This window comes from Bifidobacterium leontopitheci (genome assembly GCF_009193355.1).
Taxonomy (GTDB): Bacteria; Actinomycetota; Actinomycetes; order Actinomycetales; family Bifidobacteriaceae; genus Bifidobacterium; species Bifidobacterium leontopitheci.
Map to the genome: position 1 here is coordinate 109,199 of NZ_WBVT01000001.1, position 19,669 is coordinate 128,867.

The 19,669-nt window shown below is 64.8% G+C and carries 16 protein-coding genes; 12 read left to right on the forward strand and 4 right to left on the reverse strand.

What is annotated here, in order from left to right; all coding sequences use genetic code 11:
- Window positions 1–32: 32 nt before the first annotated feature.
- A complete protein-coding gene (locus F7D09_RS00465; protein ID WP_152233477.1) occupies window positions 33–326 on the reverse strand; it encodes a WXG100 family type VII secretion target in 294 nt (97 codons plus the stop codon).
- Between the two features lie 243 nt (window positions 327–569).
- Here F7D09_RS00465 and F7D09_RS00470 point away from each other — a divergent pair, with 243 nt between their 5' ends.
- From F7D09_RS00470 to F7D09_RS11265, 5 genes are all read left to right on the forward strand, one after another.
- Window positions 570–1,250 carry a TPM domain-containing protein gene (locus tag F7D09_RS00470; RefSeq protein ID WP_152233478.1) on the forward strand — a complete coding sequence of 227 codons (681 nt, stop codon included), beginning with the start codon at window positions 570–572 and terminating at the stop codon, window positions 1,248–1,250.
- A 186-nt stretch (window positions 1,251–1,436) separates the two neighbouring features.
- On the forward strand, window positions 1,437–2,174 hold the full coding sequence (locus tag F7D09_RS00475; RefSeq protein ID WP_152233479.1) for a response regulator transcription factor: 738 nt from the start codon (window positions 1,437–1,439) through the stop codon (window positions 2,172–2,174).
- Window positions 2,175–2,182: 8 nt separating this feature from the next.
- Window positions 2,183–4,081: a HAMP domain-containing sensor histidine kinase gene (locus tag F7D09_RS00480; protein ID WP_376863612.1), complete on the forward strand. Its 1,899-nt coding sequence runs from the start codon at window positions 2,183–2,185 to the stop codon at window positions 4,079–4,081.
- A 102-nt stretch (window positions 4,082–4,183) separates the two neighbouring features.
- The gene (locus F7D09_RS00485; RefSeq protein ID WP_152233480.1) at window positions 4,184–4,573 is read left to right on the forward strand and encodes a cold-shock protein; all 390 of its coding nucleotides are present in this window, start codon (window positions 4,184–4,186) and stop codon (window positions 4,571–4,573) included.
- Window positions 4,570–5,943, forward strand: a complete 1,374-nt coding sequence (locus F7D09_RS11265) for a DUF3027 domain-containing protein (RefSeq protein WP_226835784.1) — start codon at window positions 4,570–4,572, stop codon at window positions 5,941–5,943. Before F7D09_RS00485 ends, F7D09_RS11265 begins: the two co-directional genes overlap by 4 nt.
- A gap of 99 nt (window positions 5,944–6,042) precedes the next feature.
- On the opposite strand, the gene F7D09_RS00500 is transcribed toward F7D09_RS11265, so the two are convergent.
- The gene (locus tag F7D09_RS00500; RefSeq protein ID WP_152233544.1) at window positions 6,043–7,017 is read right to left on the reverse strand and encodes a universal stress protein; all 975 of its coding nucleotides are present in this window, start codon (window positions 7,015–7,017) and stop codon (window positions 6,043–6,045) included.
- A 230-nt stretch (window positions 7,018–7,247) separates the two neighbouring features.
- Between F7D09_RS00500 and F7D09_RS00505 the strand changes: the two genes are divergently transcribed.
- The 5 genes from F7D09_RS00505 (at window position 7,248) to F7D09_RS11270 (ending at window position 13,083) form a co-directional block, all read left to right on the forward strand.
- Window positions 7,248–9,857: an ATP-dependent Clp protease ATP-binding subunit gene (locus F7D09_RS00505; RefSeq protein ID WP_152233481.1), complete on the forward strand. Its 2,610-nt coding sequence runs from the start codon at window positions 7,248–7,250 to the stop codon at window positions 9,855–9,857.
- Window positions 9,858–10,294: 437 nt separating this feature from the next.
- On the forward strand, window positions 10,295–10,684 hold the full coding sequence (locus F7D09_RS00510; protein WP_152233482.1) for a hypothetical protein: 390 nt from the start codon (window positions 10,295–10,297) through the stop codon (window positions 10,682–10,684).
- Window positions 10,684–11,055 carry a hypothetical protein gene (locus F7D09_RS00515; RefSeq protein WP_152233483.1) on the forward strand — a complete coding sequence of 124 codons (372 nt, stop codon included), beginning with the start codon at window positions 10,684–10,686 and terminating at the stop codon, window positions 11,053–11,055. The genes F7D09_RS00510 and F7D09_RS00515 overlap by 1 nt, the downstream gene beginning before the upstream one ends.
- Window positions 11,056–11,191: 136 nt before the next feature.
- A complete protein-coding gene (locus tag F7D09_RS00520; RefSeq protein WP_193312242.1) occupies window positions 11,192–11,869 on the forward strand; it encodes a response regulator transcription factor in 678 nt (225 codons plus the stop codon).
- A gap of 8 nt (window positions 11,870–11,877) precedes the next feature.
- Window positions 11,878–13,083 carry a sensor histidine kinase gene (locus tag F7D09_RS11270; protein WP_226835786.1) on the forward strand — a complete coding sequence of 402 codons (1,206 nt, stop codon included), beginning with the start codon at window positions 11,878–11,880 and terminating at the stop codon, window positions 13,081–13,083.
- A gap of 125 nt (window positions 13,084–13,208) precedes the next feature.
- On the opposite strand, the gene F7D09_RS00530 is transcribed toward F7D09_RS11270, so the two are convergent.
- The gene (locus F7D09_RS00530; protein ID WP_152233485.1) at window positions 13,209–14,636 is read right to left on the reverse strand and encodes a DUF349 domain-containing protein; all 1,428 of its coding nucleotides are present in this window, start codon (window positions 14,634–14,636) and stop codon (window positions 13,209–13,211) included.
- An 87-nt stretch (window positions 14,637–14,723) separates the two neighbouring features.
- Between F7D09_RS00530 and hisS the strand changes: the two genes are divergently transcribed.
- Both hisS and aspS read left to right on the forward strand, forming a co-directional pair.
- The gene (gene hisS / locus F7D09_RS00535) at window positions 14,724–16,136 is read left to right on the forward strand and encodes a histidine--tRNA ligase (protein ID WP_152233486.1); all 1,413 of its coding nucleotides are present in this window, start codon (window positions 14,724–14,726) and stop codon (window positions 16,134–16,136) included.
- Window positions 16,133–17,929: an aspartate--tRNA ligase gene (aspS, locus tag F7D09_RS00540; protein ID WP_152233487.1), complete on the forward strand. Its 1,797-nt coding sequence runs from the start codon at window positions 16,133–16,135 to the stop codon at window positions 17,927–17,929. Before hisS ends, aspS begins: the two co-directional genes overlap by 4 nt.
- Window positions 17,930–18,157: 228 nt before the next feature.
- Here aspS and F7D09_RS00545 read toward each other — a convergent pair whose 3' ends face one another.
- The gene (locus tag F7D09_RS00545; protein WP_226835800.1) at window positions 18,158–19,660 is read right to left on the reverse strand and encodes a DUF2142 domain-containing protein; all 1,503 of its coding nucleotides are present in this window, start codon (window positions 19,658–19,660) and stop codon (window positions 18,158–18,160) included.
- Between the last annotated feature and the right edge of the window lie 9 nt (window positions 19,661–19,669).

Below are 19,669 nucleotides of genomic sequence, written 5' to 3' on the forward strand. Positions count from 1 at the left end.
TGGTGCCGGGCCTGTCACGACCCGCCAGGCGTTCAGCCGGCGGCGAACAGACGCGAGGCCTGAGCCTCGGCGTCGGCGTACACCGTCGACGCCTGGGTGAGCGCGTTCTGGATGGACTCAAGCGACGCCTCCATCTGCTGCTGGGCGGCACGCCACTGCGCGCTCAGCGAGGTGAACTGCGTCGCCGCGCCGCCTCGCCAGGCGTCCTGCAGGCCGTTGAGGTTCGTGTACATGCCGTTCACCGCCTGCCGGATCGAGGCGATCGAGGCGGACACCGCCGCCGACGAGGATCGGATGCGCTCGGAGTCTACTTGATACTGGGGCATGGTCTGGTCCTTTCTTGTCAGTGTCGATTTCGCCGGATGGCGCAATCAGGGTGTGCCGTCCGACGCCGGTGCGCCGGAACCGGTAAGGTGGAGCTTATGGCATTGCGAACGATGAGATACGAAAAAACAGGTCATGTGGTCGGAGCTTCGCCTCGACGGGGGGTCTTCGGCGTGTCGCGGTCCGAGTTATCCACATTCCGGCGTCTGGCAGCCCTGTTGTGCGCTCTGGTGTGCGTGCTGTCGATGACGGTCGCGGCGACCGCAGTCGCCAATGCGGCGGACGATGACCAAGCCACGTTCTCGCAGGACGTCACCGACCCCTTCAACGTGCTGGGCTCCAACCTCTCCAAGGTCACCGACGCCATCTCGCGCACCTACAAGTCGACCGGCGTGTCTGTGAAACTGTCGTACATGGAGCATTTCCAGGGTGCCGACGATCCGGACCAGTGGGCGCAGGAATCGCTGGACGCCACCAATCCCAAGCCGAACACCGTGCTGCTGGCCGCGGCGCTCAACGACGGCAAGATCGTCGTCGCGGTCTCCGGCAATTCCGAATCGTGGCTGCACAGCCGCCACGCCGCCGACGAGCTGCTGAAGAGCGCGTACACGCCGGTCAGCGGCAAGGACCCCGATTGGGCGGGCTCCGCCACGGCGCTCATGGACACCGTCGCCAGGCTCAAGACCGAATCGGAGAACGCCGCCCGCATGTGGATCTGGATCACCATCGGCGCGGTCGTCGTCGTCCTGGTCATCGCCATCGTGGTCGTGGTCATCATCGTCAGACGCCGTCGCGCAAGCGCCGCGGACCGCTGGAAGGCGGCAGCAGAGACGGTCGACTCCTCGCGTCCCGTGTCGCGCAGGGAACGGCGCGAGGCGTTGCGCAAGGGCAGGCGCCGCAAGTCCAAAGCCGCGTCGGGGGAGTGACGCCACGCAAGAGTGACGCCACGCAAGAGTGACGTTACACAAGAGCGACGTCACGCAAGAGCGACGCCGCGCAAGAGCGACGCCGCGCAAGAGCGACGCCGCGACAGCCCGGTTGACCGCTTACTGTCGAACAAGATGCAGAAGACATTCAGGAAACGTCAAGCCCGGCGTCGCACTCTTGGAAGTATGAGTAAGCCTATTGAAGCATCCATCGTCGTCGTCGACGACGAGCCGTCCATCCGCGAACTGCTTGTCGCGTCCCTTCATTTCGCCGGATTCGAGGTCGCCACGGCGGCCTCCGGCTCCGAGGCCATCGAGGTGATCGAGAAGACCCAGCCCGACCTCATCGTGCTGGACGTCATGCTGCCTGACATCGACGGGTTCACCGTGACCCGCCGCATCCGCCAGGAGGGCATCGGCGCGCCGGTCCTGTTCCTCACCGCACGTGACGACACGCAGGACAAGGTCATGGGCCTGACCGTCGGCGGCGACGACTACGTGACCAAGCCGTTCAGCCTCGAGGAGGTCGTGGCCCGCATCCGCGCGATCCTGCGCCGCACCCGCGAGCAGGTCGAGGACGATCCGATCATCCGTGTCGGCGACCTCGAGATCAACGAGGACTCCCACGACGTGACCCGCGCCGGCCAGCCCGTCGACCTGAGCCCCACCGAATACAAGCTGCTGCGCTACCTGATGGACAATGAAGGCCGCGTGCTGTCCAAGGCGCAGATCCTCGACCACGTCTGGCAGTACGACTGGGGCGGCGACGCCGCGATCGTCGAATCGTACATCTCGTACCTGCGCAAGAAGGTCGATGGCGTGATGGTCACCGGAGAGGACGGTGAGAAGCACAAGGTCACGCCGCTGATCGAGACCAAGCGCGGCATCGGCTACATGATCCGCGAACCCAAAGTCACGGCGTGAGGCAGTCCATGACCATGCAGACACCAACGTTGCAGCCGGCGCCAGTACCAGGGCAGGCGCCGGCCGCTCAGGGACAGCCCGGCGCCGCCATGCCGCCGTCAGGCCGGCAGCCGGAGCAGCGGCGCAAGGGCGCGTGGAACGCCTTGCGCTCGATGTTCGTCGGTCGGTTGGACGCCGTTCCGCTCGCCACCAAGATCGTGGCGTGCACGGTGGTCCTGCTCATTGTCGGCACGGTCAGCATCTCGTTCACACTGCGCCAGCTCGTCGGCAACTACATGCTGGAGAAGACCGACTCGCAGCTGCTGCGACAGGCGCAGCTCGTGCTCAACAGCATCGACACGGTACGCCAGTCCAACGATGACAACCGCAGCAACAGCCTGCTCGGCAGCTACTTCGTCCAGCGGCGCAACGAGAACAACGCCATCATGCCCGGCGAGATCGTCCCCGTGTTCAAGGACGGCGTCTCATCGAAGCCGCTGCTGCCCGAAAGCGGCTCGCGCGGCACGATACAGCTGCAGCAGCCGTTCACCACGAGCGCCGTCGTCTCGCTCAACGGCCGGGCGGTCGACCATTCGACGCTGACGACGGCCGAGTCGCCGTGGCGCGTGGTCGCGTTGGGCTGGAAGGACGAGTCCACAGGCAAGACCGGCATCTGCTATATCGGCCTGTCGCTCAGCGACCAGCTCGACACGGCCAGGACCCTGACCAGATACTGCATCATCGTCGGCTGCGCCATCGTGATCCTCGGCGCGCTGCTGGCCACGTTGGTGACTCAGCGCACACTCTCGCCGCTCAAACGCATCGAGAAGACCGCGGCCAAGATCGCGGCCGGTGACCTCAGCCAACGTGTGCCGTCCGCACCGGAGAACACGGAGGTCGGATCGCTCGCATCCTCGCTCAACGCCATGCTCACCCGCATCGAGCAGAGCTTCCGCGAGCAGGAGGAGACCACCGCGAAGATGAAGCGGTTCGTCTCCGACGCGAGCCACGAGCTGCGCACCCCGCTCGCCGCGATCCACGGCTATGCGGAGCTGTACAAGATGCAGCGTGACCTGCCGGGCGCGCTCGAACGCGCCGACGAGTCCATCGAACACATCGAATCGTCCAGCACGCGCATGACCATCCTCGTCGAGGACCTGCTGTCGCTGGCAAGACTGGACGAGGGGCGCGGCATCGACCTCACCCAGCAAGTGCCGCTCACCACGCTGGTCACCGACGCCACGGACGACCTGCACGCTCTTGACCCCGACCGCGCCATCCACCGCGGCACTCTGGCATTCCAGCCCAAGGACGGGGCCACGCCCTCGTCGCTGCGATTCAGCGACGGGCCGATGCCGGAGGTCATGCTCAAGGGCGACGGTTCCAGGCTTCGCCAGGTCGTCACGAACATCGTCGGCAACATCCACCGCTATACGCCGTCCGATTCCCCCGTGGAGATCTCGATCGGCGTCATGCCGGCATCCATCAGCCCCGAATCCCTGTCGCGCATGCCCGCCACCGAGACCTCGCTGCATCACTTCACCGAAGCCGTCGACGTGAGCCGCTCGATGCAGATGGGCATGAAATACGCGGTCATTCGCTTCAGCGACCACGGCCCCGGCGTGCCTGCCGATTCGCGTTCGAAGATCTTCGAACGGTTCTACACCGCCGACCCGTCGCGCGCCCGCCTCAAGGGCGGCACCGGACTGGGCATGGCCATCGCGCAGTCGGTGGTCAAGGCCCACCGCGGATTCATCTGCGCCAGCGAGTCCGACGGCGGCGGCCTGACGCTCACCGTCGTGCTGCCCATCGCGCCGATGGAGCCGAAGCCGCTGCAGCCCGTCGGCGAGACGCATGACGCGGGACGCGGCCGAAACGCCAAGTCCGGCGGCAAGACGGCCAAGGAGCGCCGTTCCCGCAAGGAATAGCCGGGTCCGCACACCTCGCGTTCATACGTTGAGGTAAGCTGATACTTTGATGTAATCAATGCAGACAGGTCGTCTGCGGTTCGACGAGTAGCGAGGTGTGCCATGCCCAGCGGACGCGTGCGGTGGTTCGACGCGAAAAAGGGATACGGGTTCATTACGGACGATGACGGCAAGGACGTGTTCCTTCCGGCAACGGCTCTGCCGAGCGGCACCACGACGCTGCGCAAGGGCGCTCGCGTGGAGTTCTCGGTGATCGAAGGCCGCAAGGGGCCGCAGGCCATGGGCGTGACCGTGGCCGCCGCGGTGCCGTCCCTGGTTAAGGCCACCCGTCCCAAGCCGGACGACATGGCCGCCATCGTGGAGGACCTGATCAAGCTGCTGGATTCCGCCGGCAACGAGCTGCGCCGTCACCGCTATCCGTCGAGCGCGGACAGCAGGAAGCTGGCAACGCTGTTGCGCGCGGTGGCCGACAATTTCGACGTTCAGGAATGACTGACGAGGTGATGATGCCGGAGACGACTATGGAGACCGGGGACGAGCGTCTCGACCCGCGCGAGCTTGCCCGCCGGATGGCGGTCGAGGCCGCTGAGGACGCCGATGGCGTAGGCGATTTTGTCGAGGCCATCGAAGCGGGGGATGGGGTCACCGACTTCCGGTTCGTCGCGCTGCTGCGCGGCTACGAGGGCTGGCAGTGGTCGGTCACGATGTTCCACGACGCCGAACTCGACCGTTGGACGGTGAACGAGTCCACGCTGGTGCCCACCGACCAGGCGCTGCGCCCGCCGCCATGGGTGCCGTGGAAGGACCGTCTGCTGCCGACCGACCTGTCGGTCACCGACTCCATCGGCACGCAGCCGGATGATCCGCGTCTGGAACCCGGCATGACCGCGGACGATATCGCCGCGATGTCGCAGCAGGGGAGTGCCGCAGACGATGCGGCGTCGCAGACCGTGACACCGGACGTTGCCGCTGAAGATGTTGCCACTGAAAACGCCGCCACGGAGACGGACGCTGTTGCTGAGGGCGAAACGGCTGCGTCGACGGGTGAGGCGGTCGCTTCCGCAGCGAACGATTCCGCAGCGAACGCTTCCGACACGACGGCCACCGAAACCGCCGACGACAATGGCGAGACGGGTGAGCCCGCCACGATTGAATCCAGCGCGGCCGAGACCGGCGCAGCCACGGCCAGCGCAGCCACGGCCGTCGAGAAGTCCGCCGACAGTAGTGTCGATGACGCGAGCGCGGATGTCGCAGAGCCGGGAACAGCCGACACGGTCGGCGCTGCTGACTCTGCCGACTCTGCCGACACTGGCTCCGCCGAAGCTGGCTCCGCGGCCGCCGATTCCGATCCGGCATCCACGTCTCCGCAGGATGTGGACGACGTGGTCAGCGAGTTCGACCTGTCGCGTCGGCACGTGCTCTCCCCGCTGGGGCGAGCCCAGACGGCGAAACGCTGGTATGAGGGTCCGCGCGGCCCGAAGTCCCTCTCCACGAAGACCGCCAGCGGCAACCTGTGCTCCACGTGCGGCTTCTTCGTGCCGATCAAGGGCGAGCTGGGCGACATGTTCGGCGTCTGCGCCAACAAGTGGAGCCCCGACGATGGCAAGGTCGTCTCGCTCGACCACGGGTGCGGCGAACACTCCGAAATCGACCCGCCACAGCCGAGCCATATCTGGATCCAGTCCAAACCGGCGTTCGACGACCTGCACATCGACATCGTGGCACAGGCCCCGCGTGACGAACGTGCGGACGTCGAACTCATCGAACAGGCCGGCGGCACGTCGCGCAAGCGTCGCAGGAAGCAGAACGGCGCCGCGAACGGCATCATCCTGCTCAAGTCGCAGCTGCCGCTCGACGAGTAACCGATACACACACATACACACGACGATGGGGGCTTGCGCGGGACGATACGATCCAGCGCAAGCCCCCATCGTCGTCAACATGTCATCGTCGTCGTGCCGTCAATGCACGACGGTGACCGTGCACTCGGCGAAGTTGAGGATCTGCCGCGACACCGAGCCGAGGAAGTGCGCGTCCAATCCGCTCAGCCCGCGCGAGCCGACCACCAGATGGCTCGCATAACGCGACGCGTTAGCCAGACCCTTCGCCGCGGCGATATGGAACGCGTTGACATGGACGTCGACGTCCGGCTCGACGTCGATGCCGTCGAGCGTGCGGCGCGCGATCGACATCGCGTACTCCTGACCGGCGTCCAGAGGAGCGACTGCGTTCTCATAGCCCGGCACCTCGCCCAGGTCGCGCAGCTGCCAGCAGAACATCACATGCAGCGGCACATCATGCAGCGCCGCCTCGCGCGCGGCGAACCGCAACGCATGGCGGGACGTCTCCGACCCGTCGACGCCCACCACGACCGGACGGCTCTCCTGCGGTGACGTAACACTGTCGGCGTCATGATGGATGGTCACCTCCGGGGCGAGCGAACGGGCGATGCTGTCCTCCACATGCTGGTCCTCGCTGCCGGCGACACGCACCACCGTCACCGGCACCTTCGCCGACTCGGCCAGCGACGCGGACAACGAGCCGACGAACCACCGCGTGACGCGGCCCAGCGAACGGCGGCCGACGACGATCTGCCGCGCGTCGGAACCGATCTGCAGCAGCCCCGACGTCCCCGAGGCGTGCACGGACGTCAGCTTCAGCCGGTCATGGTCGAACGACATGCCGCGGCTCGCCTCCTCGACCCACGACAGCAGCCGCCTGGTGATGTCCTGCCGTGCGCGCTCCCAATCCTCCTCGCTCTGCGGGCGCGAGCCGGCATCCCACGAATGGCTCCACGCATATACCGCGTTGACCGCGGAGCCGGTGAGTGCCGCCTCGTCAAGGGCCCACTGCAATGCCGCGAACGATTCGGCGGAACCGTCCACGCCCACCACGATGTCACCCCGTTCGTTCCATGCCTCACGGGCGATCCCCATGCCTGCATCGACATTCGCATCCGTCATGACAGCCTCCTTGTCCATAGCCGACGTCATTGCCGGCCCACGTTGCCCGGGCAAGCCGGCCGACGCATCGACGCCTCCGGCGTGCCGATAACTCCAGCATAGCGGGTCGTTTTGCGTTCTCAGCGCAATTCGTGGAAAGCAGGGCATAAACGTCACCGCGAATCGGTAGAGTGGTGTGGACTATCGAGATTGGAAGGACAAGCATGTTCGAACGGTTTACCGACCGTGCCCGGCGCGTGATCGTGTTGGCGCAGGAGGAGGCACGCTCTCTCCAGCACAACTACATTGGCACCGAGCACCTGCTGCTCGGCCTGATCCGCGAGGGCGACGGCGTCGCCGCCAAGGCGCTCGCCTCCAAAGGCGTCACATTGGACGACACCCGCAAACAGGTCGAGGAGATGATCGGCAAGGGCAATGCATCGCCGAACGGCCACATTCCCTTTACTCCGCACGCCAAGCAGGTGCTGGAGCTGAGCCTCAGGGAGGCCCTGCAGCTCGGCCACAGCTACATCGGCACCGAGCACATCCTGCTCGGCCTGATCCGCGAGGGCGAAGGCGTGGGCACCCAGGTGCTCATCAAGATGGACGTCGACCTGGGCGAGCTGCGCTCGGCGACGATCGACATGATTCGCGGCAACAGCGGCAACGGCAACGCGAACGGCAAGGGCGAGCTGGCGAACGCCGGCGGCGTGCAGAACAAGGCCAGCCAGACCGGATCGGCCATCCTCGACCAGTTCGGCCGCAACCTGACCGCGGAGGCCGCGGAAGGCAAGCTGGACCCGGTCATCGGCCGCTCCAACGAGATCGAGCGCGTCATGGTCGTGCTTTCCCGGCGCACCAAGAACAATCCGGTGCTGATCGGTGAGCCCGGCGTCGGCAAGACCGCCGTGGTCGAAGGCCTCGCGCAGAAGATCAACGCCGGCGACGTGCCGGAGACCCTCAAGGGCAAGCAGGTCTACTCGCTCGACCTCGGCTCCATGGTGGCCGGCTCGCGCTACCGTGGCGACTTCGAGGAACGCCTCAAGAAGGTCCTCAAGGAGATCAAGACCCGCGGCGACATCGTCCTGTTCATCGACGAGATCCACACCATCGTGGGCGCAGGCTCCGCCGACGGCGCGCTCGGCGCCTCCGACATGCTCAAGCCCATGCTGGCGCGCGGCGAGCTCCAGACCATCGGCGCCACCACGACCGACGAGTACCGCAAGTACATCGAAAAGGACGCGGCCCTCGAACGCCGGTTCCAGCCCATCCAGGTGCACGAGCCGACCATCGCCGAGACCATCGAGATCCTCAAGGGCCTGCGCTCGCGCTATGAGAACCACCATCACGTGACCATCACCGACGGCGCGCTGCAGTCCGCCGCCGAGTTGTCCGCCCGGTACATCCAGGACCGCAACCTGCCGGACAAGGCGATCGACCTGATCGACGAGGCCGGCGCACGCCTGCGGATCAAGCGGCTCACCGCCCCGCCCGAGCTCAAGGAACTCGACCAGAAGGTCGCCAAGATCGCCGAACAGAAGGACCAGGCCATCAAGGACCAGGACTTCGAGAAGGCGGCCGAACTGCGCGACAAGCAGGAGAAGCTTGAGACCGAGCGCAAGGAGAAGGAATCCTCCTGGCGCGAAGGCGAATCCGACGTGAAGATGGTCGTGGACGAGGACGTGATCGCCCAGGTGATATCCTCGACCACCGGCATCCCCGTGTTCAAACTTACGCAGGCCGAATCGAAGAAGCTGCTCAGCATGGAGTCCGAGCTGCACAAGCGCATCATCGGCCAGGACGAGGCGGTCTCCGCGCTGTCCCGTTCGATCCGCCGCACGCGCGTCGGCCTCAAGGACCCGAAGCGCCCGTCCGGCTCGTTCATCTTCGCCGGCCCCACCGGCGTGGGCAAGACCGAGCTCGCCAAGGCGCTCGCCGAATTCCTGTTCGACGACGAGGACGCGCTCATCCGCGTCGACATGTCCGAGTTCTCCGAGAAGTACGCGGCCTCGCGACTCTTCGGCGCGCCCCCGGGATACGTCGGCTACGAGGAGGGCGGCGAGCTCACCGAGAAGGTGCGCCGCAAGCCGTTCTCCGTCGTCCTGTTCGACGAGATCGAGAAGGCCCATCCGGACATCTTCAACACGTTGCTGCAGGTGCTGGACGACGGCCATCTGACCGACGGTCAGGGACGCAAGGTGGACTTCAAGAACACCATCATCATCCTCACGACGAACCTCGGCACGCGCGACATCGCCAAGGCGGCCAACACCGGCTTCAGCCTCGGCTCGAACAGCGAGTCGAGTTACCAGCGCATGAAGGAGCAGGTGAGCGCCGAACTCAAGCAGCAGTTCCGCCCCGAGTTCCTCAACCGTCTGGACGACATCATCGTGTTCCGCCAGCTCACCGAGCCGCAGGTGCGCCAGATCGTCGACCTCGACATCAAGCAGCTCAACGACCGCCTGTTCGACCGCCACATGTCGCTCGAACTCACAGACAAGGCCAAGGACCTGCTCGCGCAGAAGGGCTTCGACCCGCTGCTCGGCGCCCGCCCGCTGCGTCGCGTGATCCAGCGCGACATCGAGGACGCCATCTCCGAGAAGATCCTTATGGGCGACCTCAAGGACGGCCAGCGCGTCGTGGTCGACTCCGAAGGCGAGGGCATCCTCGGCGAGTTCACCTTCAAGGGCGAGACGTTCGAAGAGCCGCAAAGCAAGGAGCCGAAGTCCGATGCCGCGACGACCGACGCCGCCGAGCCGGCGCAGGACAGCGCCGAACCGGTCACGGCCGGTGCCGCTTCCGATACTGCGGAAGCTCCTGAGCAGGAGTCCTGAAGGCGGCGGTAACCTGACCGCATCATGAATATGGCCGGGCATCCCAAACGGGATGCCCGGCCATATTCATGTGTGTATGTGTGTATGTGTGTTTGTGCATGTATGCGTATGCGGTGCGTGCGAGGGTAGCCCGCGGCATATCCGTCACGCTGCTCGCCCGGTCACGGTGAAGTGGGTTCGCAGCCATTGGGCCGCGGCTGAATCTTGCGACGCCGTCCTGAGGACTGCAAATCGTCTCCGGTCGTCAAACGGCTCTGCATCGCCGCAATACTATGGCGATTATCCGATGACAGTCATCGGACGGGAAAGGAGCAATCATGAACAAGAACATGATGCGGCGATATCTCGCCACACTCATCGCCATGATTTGCACCATCGCCTGTGCTGTGCCATCCGCAATCGCTTCTGACACACCGTAAGAGAGCACTGGAGGTGCGATGATGCAATGGATCAGAGACAGGCTGAACGTCGATGATCGTAGAGTCCATGTCAGCAAAGCCATAAGTTTGCTGTTGTATGTTGCCTACATCGTGACTGGCATCATATATCCGGATCTGATGAAAATCGGTGGAGGGTGGCTGTCTTTTGCTTTGTTTGCGATGTGCTTGGCACTGCTGGTGTTCCCCTGCCATGCCCCTGTGCTCAATGGCATCGGTTTTTGTGGTATGTTGGCGCTGGAAGCGATGAGGAATCTCATTCCGCCTTTGAAGTTCATTCCGGAGTCGTTCATTGGCTACCTCCTTATGTGCATGTGCATTACATTGGCGGCGTGGGGCACTTCTTTTGGTAGAAAGCATCAGGCTCCGAAGCCTGATCAGGAGGTGTGATGATGCAGTGGTGGAAAAAGACATACCGAATCGGTCGCGGAGATTGGCGTGTCAGCCAGATCATTGGATTCGTTCTGTTTGTCGCGTATGCTGTGGCGGCAAGCCTCAATCCCGCTCTGGTGGACGCCGTCGGAGGCTGGCCATCCTCTGTGGTGACCTTGGTCTTGGTGTTGCTGATGGCTTGGCCGTTCCCCGCTCCGGTGCAGAACATCATCGGATTGGTCGGCATATCGGTCTTGGAGATCATCAGGATAGTTCAACCGGCCCTGTACTACTCGAACGCGTGGCTCATCCTCTATCCGACGTTTCTCATACTGATGCTATGGCGCAAGTCGAAGGATACCGATAAGCAGCGGAACTCAGAATCCTGAACGTTTCCCATCCGACGGATATGTGGGAGCTACGGCGTTGCGCTGCGGCTCCCACGCCTTGGTTTGGTATAGTCATGTGCGGAACATGGATGTCCTGACCGTATGGATGGTGAACGGGGCAAAGGAGCACGGTCGCATGTCATATACCGCTTCGATGAGCAGGTTGGTTTCCGCGCAATCGCCGTTATGTCCTTCCATCGCGTTGCTGGACAACGACCCGATCACCCTTGCTGGCTTGTCCCAGATCATTGAACAGCATCATGCGGGTAGGGTGATATGGACGACAAGTTCCGCGCAGCAGGCCGTCCACGATTGCTGCGATCCGGCAACTAGACCGGATGTGTTGGTCACGGACGTGTCGATGAAGCCATTGTCCGGCGGTGAAGTATGCCACAGAATACGGCGCAGGCTGAGCCGTCCCGCCATCCTTGCGATCACGTCGTTTCCGCTGACGGTATACGAGCAGGAGGCGTCCGCATCCGGGGCGCAGGGTATTGCATCGAAAGCGGACGTATCCGCGTTGGTCAACGCGGTGCGTACCGTCTCCGCCGGTGGAACCTGGGGGCAGGGTTTCGAGCCGGCGGCGATTGCGCATCTGCGTATTTCCAGCCAACGGATCGACCGCGGCGTGCTGTCCGGACGGGAAAGCGAAGCCATGGATTTGCTGGCGCAGGGGTATGCCGTCTCGGTCGTCGCCGTCAAGATGAACGTGACTGGATCGGCGGTCAAATCGTATATCGCGCGCGCCAAATCCAAGATGGGAGCGACCTCGTTGCGAGAGCTCATCGCCATGTGGACGGGGGAGAACCAGTGAGAGGCCGCATGAAGACACTTGCCAATACGACCGGGATTGAGAAGACATCCCAAGCATTGTTCCGCATCGGCGTGGCGCTGACCGTTCTCATGCTGCTGCTGAGCATCCTTGATTGGGTGTCCGATCCTGCCGCGGACGTGTATTCCATCGTCGTCGGCATCGTTGATCTTATCCTCATCGCGTTGATTCCGGTGTTCCCCGAAACCTGCGGAATCCTGATTCTGGTGTTGGAAATGGTGTGCTCGATATATGGAACCGTGGGCGGTCCGAGCCGCATATGGGGCGATGCTCTTGCCACGGGAGCCATCGTACTGTGTGATGGGCATGTGGCCACGCTGATAGCCATCATCGCCGGACAGGGCACGATACTGCTGATACAGACGGAGTACAGCCATGACGGCGCGGACAGGCTCGCGCTGATGTCCGATGTCTTTGTTCTCACCCTTATCGCGCTCGGTGGATTACTGGGGATGATGATCAACGTCATACTGAAGCGTCAACGGCTTCGCGAAGAGGAACATGAACGGAAGCTGGAGCAGGAAAGACAGCGGAATCGCATGAGGATGCTCGAATATGCAGCACAGGTGCATGACCATGTGTCAGGCCGACTCGCCAATATTGCGATGATCTGTTCAAGACATGCGGGTCCGCTCGCCTTGGACGGCGATGTGCCGGATGATGCCAGGAGTGCCGATGACGACGAGGATTGGCGTTTGGTCGCATCCCAGGCGGCGGAATCTCTGGCGGACGTCCATGCCATCATCGAGCTCATGTCCGGAATCCGCGACCGACAGGCTGAAGAGCGTGCAAATGAACCGTACCTGGATCGGCTGCGGCGTCTGTGCGGTGAGATATCCGGCAAACTCGACCATGATGGACTGCATGGAAGCTTTGCGGTCCGTGACAACGGTATTGCGGCCAAGCTTGACGGCGGGCGTCTGACACTGCTCGGTGAATTGCTCGATGAGGTCGGCAGCAACATCGCGCGGCATTGTCCCGTTGACGGGACATATGCGTGCAGCGTCATGCTTCACGACGGTGTCGCGGAGGTGACGCAATACAATGACGTCTCTGCGCAGCCCTGTGGAATCACGATGTCGACGCATAAGGGACTCGAGCTATACCGCGAAAGGGTGACCGGCATCGGGGGAGCGTTCCGCACCGGAACCAAGGACGGCATGTGGACGCTGTACGCATGCGTGCCGCTTACCTGACCGGCGACGATTGACATCAGTCAGGCCAACAGCCGCTGACGGAGGGGACACAATAGGAGGGCGCCGCAGATGAGAATCCGCGGCGCCCTCCTATTGCAGGTCTGACGGCCTCAGCAGCCGACACCTTACTTGATGGCGTTCAGCCACTGCTCCTTGGTGGCCTTCTCGGCCTCGAGCTTCGCCTTCTTCTTCGGGTCGGACTCGGCGGCGATCTTCTCGTCGAGCTCGGCCAGCTGGACGGTGAGCTGCTCCTCGAAGCTGGACTTGCGGGCGTCCGCCTCGGGGTCGGACTTCTTCCACGCGGCATCCTCGACGGCCTTGATGGCCTTGTCGACCGCGTCAAGACGGCCCTCGATGCGGCGGATGTCGTCGCGCGGCACGTAGCCGATCTGATCCCACTCGTCCTGAATCTCGCCGAGCGCCTGACGCGCCTTCTTCGCGGCCGCCTCGTCGGCGACGGGCAGCAGGGCCTCGGCCTTCTTCAGCAGCTCCTCCTTCTTGGCGAGATTGTCCTTCTCGTCGGCGTTGATCTGGTCGCGGTCGGCCTGACGGGCGGCGAAGAACTCGTCGGCGGCCTTGCGGAACTCGGCCCACAGGACGTCGTCCTCCTTGCGGCCGGCGCGGCCGGAGACCTTCCACTGGTCCATCAGCTCGGCGAAGCGGTGCGAGGTCGCGCCCCAGTCGGTCGAAGTCTTCAGCTCGTTCGCCTCGGCGATGATGGCCTGCTTGGCGGCGCGGGCGGAGGACTGCTCCGCGTCACGCTCCTGCATCCACTTGCGGCGGCGCTGGTTGAACGTGGTGCGGGCCACGGAGAAACGCTTCCACAGCGCCTCGGCGGTCGGCCGGTCGATGCGCATGCCGGTGCGCTGATGCTCCTGCCACTGCTCGAACACGGCGTGCAGTTCGTCGGCGGTCTCGCGCCAGTTCGTGTTGTCGTTCAGGGAGGCTGCGATCTGCTCGGCCTTCTCCACGATCTTCGTGCGCTCTTCGATGGCCTTGGCGACCGCGGCCTTGCGGGCGGCGGTCAGCTCGCTCTTCTTCTTGGCGCCGGCCTCCTTAAGCTGGGCGAACTGCGTCTTGAGCGCGGCGAGGTCGCCGACGGCAGCCGGCTGCTCAGTCTCCTGGGCGAGCGTCTTGAGCGTCTCGTCGATCTCATGCTGCTTGATCGAATCGGAACGCAGGCGGCCGGCGAACAGGTTCAGCTTCGCCTTGAGGTCAAGGTAGCGGCGTGCGTACAGCGAGAGCGCCTCCTCCTTGGAGACGTCGGGGAACTGGCCGACCTCACGCTCGGTCTCGCCCTCCTTGACGTACACGGTGCCGTTGTCGTCCACGCGGCCGAAGGCCTCGGCGGCCTTGATCGCGTCGGCCGAATAGCCGGTGGCGGCGGGCGCTGCCGGCGCCGCGTGCTTGAACGCCTTCTTCGCGAAAGCCGCGGGGGAGGGCGCGTGCGGTTTCGGCGTCGGCTTGGGGGTCGGCGCCGAAGGTGCGGGCGTCGTTGCCTGCGCGGCGGTTGCAGTGGTGTTCTCGGATGTGGTGGCAGTCTCGTCAGCCATGGCCAGCTCCTTATAAGCTTGAAGGTAGTCGTCGGAAGCGGAAAAAGCGGATGGCGTTTTCCGTAACCTCCCCTATTATAGGGAATCGTGGCTAAAGGCGCATCTATATCAGGATTTCCAGAGTGGCTCCCCTCTGAACGTGTTGTGGAGCAGCGTGTCATCGACACGCTACGTAGGGTTTTCGAGCTGAATGGCTTCCTCGGCATCGAGACACGCGCGGTCGAGACCGGGGCGAGTCTGCTGAAGAAGGGGGAGACCAGCAAGGAGATCTACCTACTGTCCCGTCTGCAGGAGGTCGGCCATGAGTCCGACACTCCGCTCAACGACCGTCTCGGCCTGCACTTCGACCTCACCGTGCCGCTGAGCCGCTACGTCGTCGAGCATTCCGGCGATCTCGCCTTCCCGTTCAAGCGGTGGCAGATCCAGAAGGTCTGGCGTGGCGAGCGTCCGCAGGAGGGCCGTTTCCGCGAGTTCGTCCAGGCCGACATCGACGTGATCGGCCAGGGCGACCTGCCGGACCATTACGAGGTCGAACTGCCGCTGGTCATGGTCTCCGCGCTCGAGCGTCTGCGCGAGTTCGGCCTGCCGAAGGCGACCGTGCACGCCAACAACCGCAAGCTGTCCGAAGGCTTCTACCGTGGGCTGGGCCTCACCGACATCGAAGGCGTGCTGCGCGAGATCGACAAGCTCGACAAGATCGGCGCCGACGAGGTGGCGAAGCTGCTCGTCGAAGGCTGCGGTGCCGACGAATCCCAGGCCCGCGCGTGCCTTGAGCTCGCCGAGCTGACCGCATCCGACGGCAAGGAGCTGGCTGAGCGTTTCGACGCGCTGTGCGCCAAGCACGGCATCGGCACCGACGGCGACGCCTACCAGCTCGCCCGTCAGGGCCTCGACACGCTCGCCATGATCGTCGACCAGGCCGCGGCCATCCGCCCCGGCTCCGTCATCGCCGACCTCAAGATCGCCCGCGGTCTCGACTACTACACCGGCTCCGTCTACGAGACGTTCCTCGACGGCGCGGCGTCCCTCGGCTCCATCTGCTCGGGCGGCCGCTACGACAACCTCGCCTCGCAGGGCAGCCGCAAGTACCCGGGCGTCGGCCTGTCCATCGGCCTCTCCCGTCTCGTGTCGTACATGCTGCACACCGCGGGCGCCCGTGCGAACCGCGTCTCGCCGGCGGCCGTGCTCGTCGCCGTGTGGAACGAGGCCGACCGCACGGCCGCGAACCGCATCGCCGATACGCTGCGCTCCCGCGGCATCGCCGCCGACGTGGCGCCCACCGCGGCCAAGCTCGGCAAGCAGATCAAGTACGCGGACAAGCTCGGCATCCCGTACGTCTGGTTCCCGGCGGCCGACGCCGGCGAGGACGGACAGGCGGCCGGCGACGAGGTCAAGAACATCGTCACCGGCGATCAGGTTCCCGCCGACGCCAAGTCGTGGGAGCCGGATACTGTGTACGCCCGGCAGGAAGTAACGATTCAAGGAGTAAAGGAAGCATGAGCCAGACGGCTTACAGAACACATCATGCGACCGACGTGACCGAAGCGCTCGTCGGCCAGAAGGTCACGCTCGCCGGTTGGGTCGACCGTCGCCGCGACCACGGCGGCGTCGCGTTCATCGACCTGCGCGACAACACCGGTCTGGTGCAGGTCGTCATCTACGACGAGGACATGGCACGCCCGCTCAGGAGCGAGTTCGTCATCCAGGTGACCGGCGAGGTCCGCCTGCGCCCGGACGGCAACGAGAACACGCATCTGGCCACCGGCAAGATCGAGGTCGTCGCCGAGTCCCTCGAGATCCTCGCGAAGGCCGACGCGCTGCCGTTCCAGGTCTCCACCGCGCTCGAGAACGAGTCCGAGAACAAGCTGCCCGGCGAGGACGTGCGCCTCAAGTACCGTTACCTCGACCTGCGCCGCCCCTCCATGCAGCGCAACCTCAAGCTGCGCTCCGACATGGCCAAGGCCGCCCGCCACGCGCTCGAGGACATGGACTTCACCGAGGTCGAGACCCCGACGTTCATCAAGTCCACGCCTGAAGGCGCCCGCGACTTCCTCGTGCCCGCCCGCCTCGTGCCCGGCTCCTGGTACGCGCTGCCGCAGTCCCCGCAGCTGCTCAAGCAGCTGCTCATGGTCTCCGGCGTCGAGCGCTACTACCAGCTCGCCCGCTGCTACCGCGACGAGGACTTCCGCGCCGACCGCCAGCCCGAGTTCACCCAGCTTGACATGGAGATGAGCTTCGTGGACCAGGAGGACGTCATGGCCATGGCCGAGAAGGTCATCGCCGCCATCTGGAAGACCGCCGGCTACGAGGTCACGCTGCCGCTGCCGCGCATCTCCTGGCAGGACGCCATGGACAAGTACGGCTCCGACAAGCCGGACCTGCGTTTCGGCAACCCGCTCGTCGAGCTCACCGACTACTTCAAGAACACGCCGTTCCGCGTGTTCCAGGCCCCGTACGTGGGCGCGGTCCTGTTCAAGGGCGGCGCCTCCACGCCTCGCCGTCAGTTCGACGCATGGCAGGAGTGGGCCAAGCAGCGCGGCGCCAAGGGCCTCGCGTACGTCGTCTTCGCCGAGGACGGCGAGCTCAAGGGCCCCGTCGCCAAGAACCTGTCCGAAGAGGAGCGCAACGGCCTTCGTGAGGCCGTCGGCGCCGAGCCCGGCGACGCCGTGTTCTTCGCCGCCGGCCGTCGCGAGTCCTCTCAGCTGCTGCTGGGCGCCGTGCGCGTCGAACTCGCCCGCCGCGAAGGCCTGCTCGACCCGAAGAAGTTCGCGTTCACGTGGGTCGTCGACTTCCCGCTGTTCAAGCCGACCGACGATCCGGACGACGACGACGTTGCGGTCGGCCACTCCAAGTGGACCTCCATGCACCACCCGTTCACCATGCCGAGCAAGGACTGGATCGACAAGTTCGACCAGGATCCGGAGCACGCCATGTCCGACTCCTACGACATCGTCTGCAACGGCGAGGAGATGGGCGGCGGCTCGGTGCGTATCCACCGCGACGACATCCAGGACCGCGTCCTCAACGTCCTCGGCATCTCGCCCGAAGAAGCCAAGGAGAAGTTCGGCTTCCTGCTCGACGCGTTCAAGTACGGCGCCCCGCCGCACGCGGGCATCGCCCTCGGCTGGGACCGCACCGTGTCGATCCTCGCCGGCGCCGACACCATCCGCGACGTCATCGCCTTCCCGAAGGCCGGCGGCGGCCGCGACCCGCTGACCGGCGCCCCGGCCCCGATCACCGACGAGCAGCGCGCCGAAACCGGCGTCGACTACGATCCGGAAGACGACGAGTGATCGAATAGGGTTCCATAGGTTCCCGTAGGTATTGAATGGCGCCGGCAGCATATTGCCGGCGCCATTCGTCATAAGAACCCAACGGAACGTACTCTAACGGGCCTTTCGAGTACGTTCCGTCATGAAAATCCAACGGAACGTACTCGTATGGATGCTTCGGGTACGTTCCGTTAGTGAACAACAACCGACCGTACTCAAGTCGAGTATCCCGGGTACGTTCCGTCGATATCACGCCGGATTGTGATGGGACTGCCGTACTGTTCCCACCATGCAGTCGCAGGCGCACAATGTCAGCAGTCCGGCGAACGGCAGCATGTACCGGAACTGGAACCCGCGCACGACGGTCGCGTCCTGCGGTGTGTACTGCAGCCACAAAGCGAGATAGGTCAGCAGGATGGCGGCCACACATGCGGCGCATGCGCACCACCAGAACAGGGACATGAACCTGCCCAGCCTCCGTCGTGCCATGGCGACGAGCAGCACGGCCAGGACCGCGGCCGTCAGCAGCCACAATGCGCGGATCAGCATGGACTGCATCGGGCTGTCCAGATTCGACTTGGCCGTGACGACCGCCCGGACGATGGCGGCCGCGGCGCCGAACACGCCGTTGGCGCCGAAGGGGTCGGCGAACAGAAGCCGCTTCCTTTCCATCATCGTCTCATAGGAGACCACGCCCGGCGTGGTCGTGAACCATGAGGTCAGTCGCATCCAGACGGCAAGGAACGCCGCCCCTGCGGCATTGCCGAGGATTACGAGAACACTGCGGGCGGTGCTGTCCGGGTGCGAACGACCTGGGCGTATGCTGCCTGATTTCGGCAATGTGAACAGGCTGAGCGCCAGCAGCGGCGCCATCGTGAACTTCGCGGCGACCATGAGCAGGCCGGATGCCATCAAGGCGACCGTCATGCCGATGCCGCCGTCGCGGTTACCGGGCGCACCTTCGTGGCGTTCGTCGCCGTCGTGGTGTCGCCGCGCATCCTGCGTGCGTGCGATGTGCGCATACAGCAGGCACGAGTACAGCAGGCACATCGCCTGCGCCATCGAATCGGCCGACACGGCGAACGCATACCGGTACGTCATGAGCGGGCAGACCATGACCGTAGCCACCGGCAGCCGCCAGCGGGGCAGCGCGGCCAGCGCGGCGAACATACAGCAGACATAGACCGTCAGCATGAACGATTCGGCAAGCACATACGTGACGCCGGCGTCGAGTTCCAGCGCATCGCCGAGCGCGAACGCCGCAAGCTGCGGCAGGTAGGCTGCCGGGGAGTTCACCGCCGCGTTGTTGTACGGCACGTCCAGACAGCGTGTGGACTGTGCCGGACTGGACGTCGCTGTATCGGACGTCGCTGTATCGGACGTCGCTGTATCGGACGCTGCGGAATCGGGGCGTGTGCCGGCGGCGGACAGCACGTCGGCCGACACGGCGGACGGATCGTAACCGTCGTCATGCTCGATGGAGAAGACGATCCAGTCGCGCCCCACGCAGCCGCCGACCGTGCCCTCGCCGGAGTGCAGCCGGCTGTGCGCGCTCACCGGCCGGGCGAGCACGTCGCCGTTGAGGATGCCGCTCACCCGATACGTGTGCGCCCACACGTCGGGAATGTGCCCGGTCGGCGTGACGGCGATCATCACGATGCCCGTCAGTGCGATCACCGCCGCCGCCAGCCACGGCAGCAACCGGTCGAAACGAGCGGACGGATGCCGCAGCCGACGCAGCGTCCGCGTCATCACACCGCA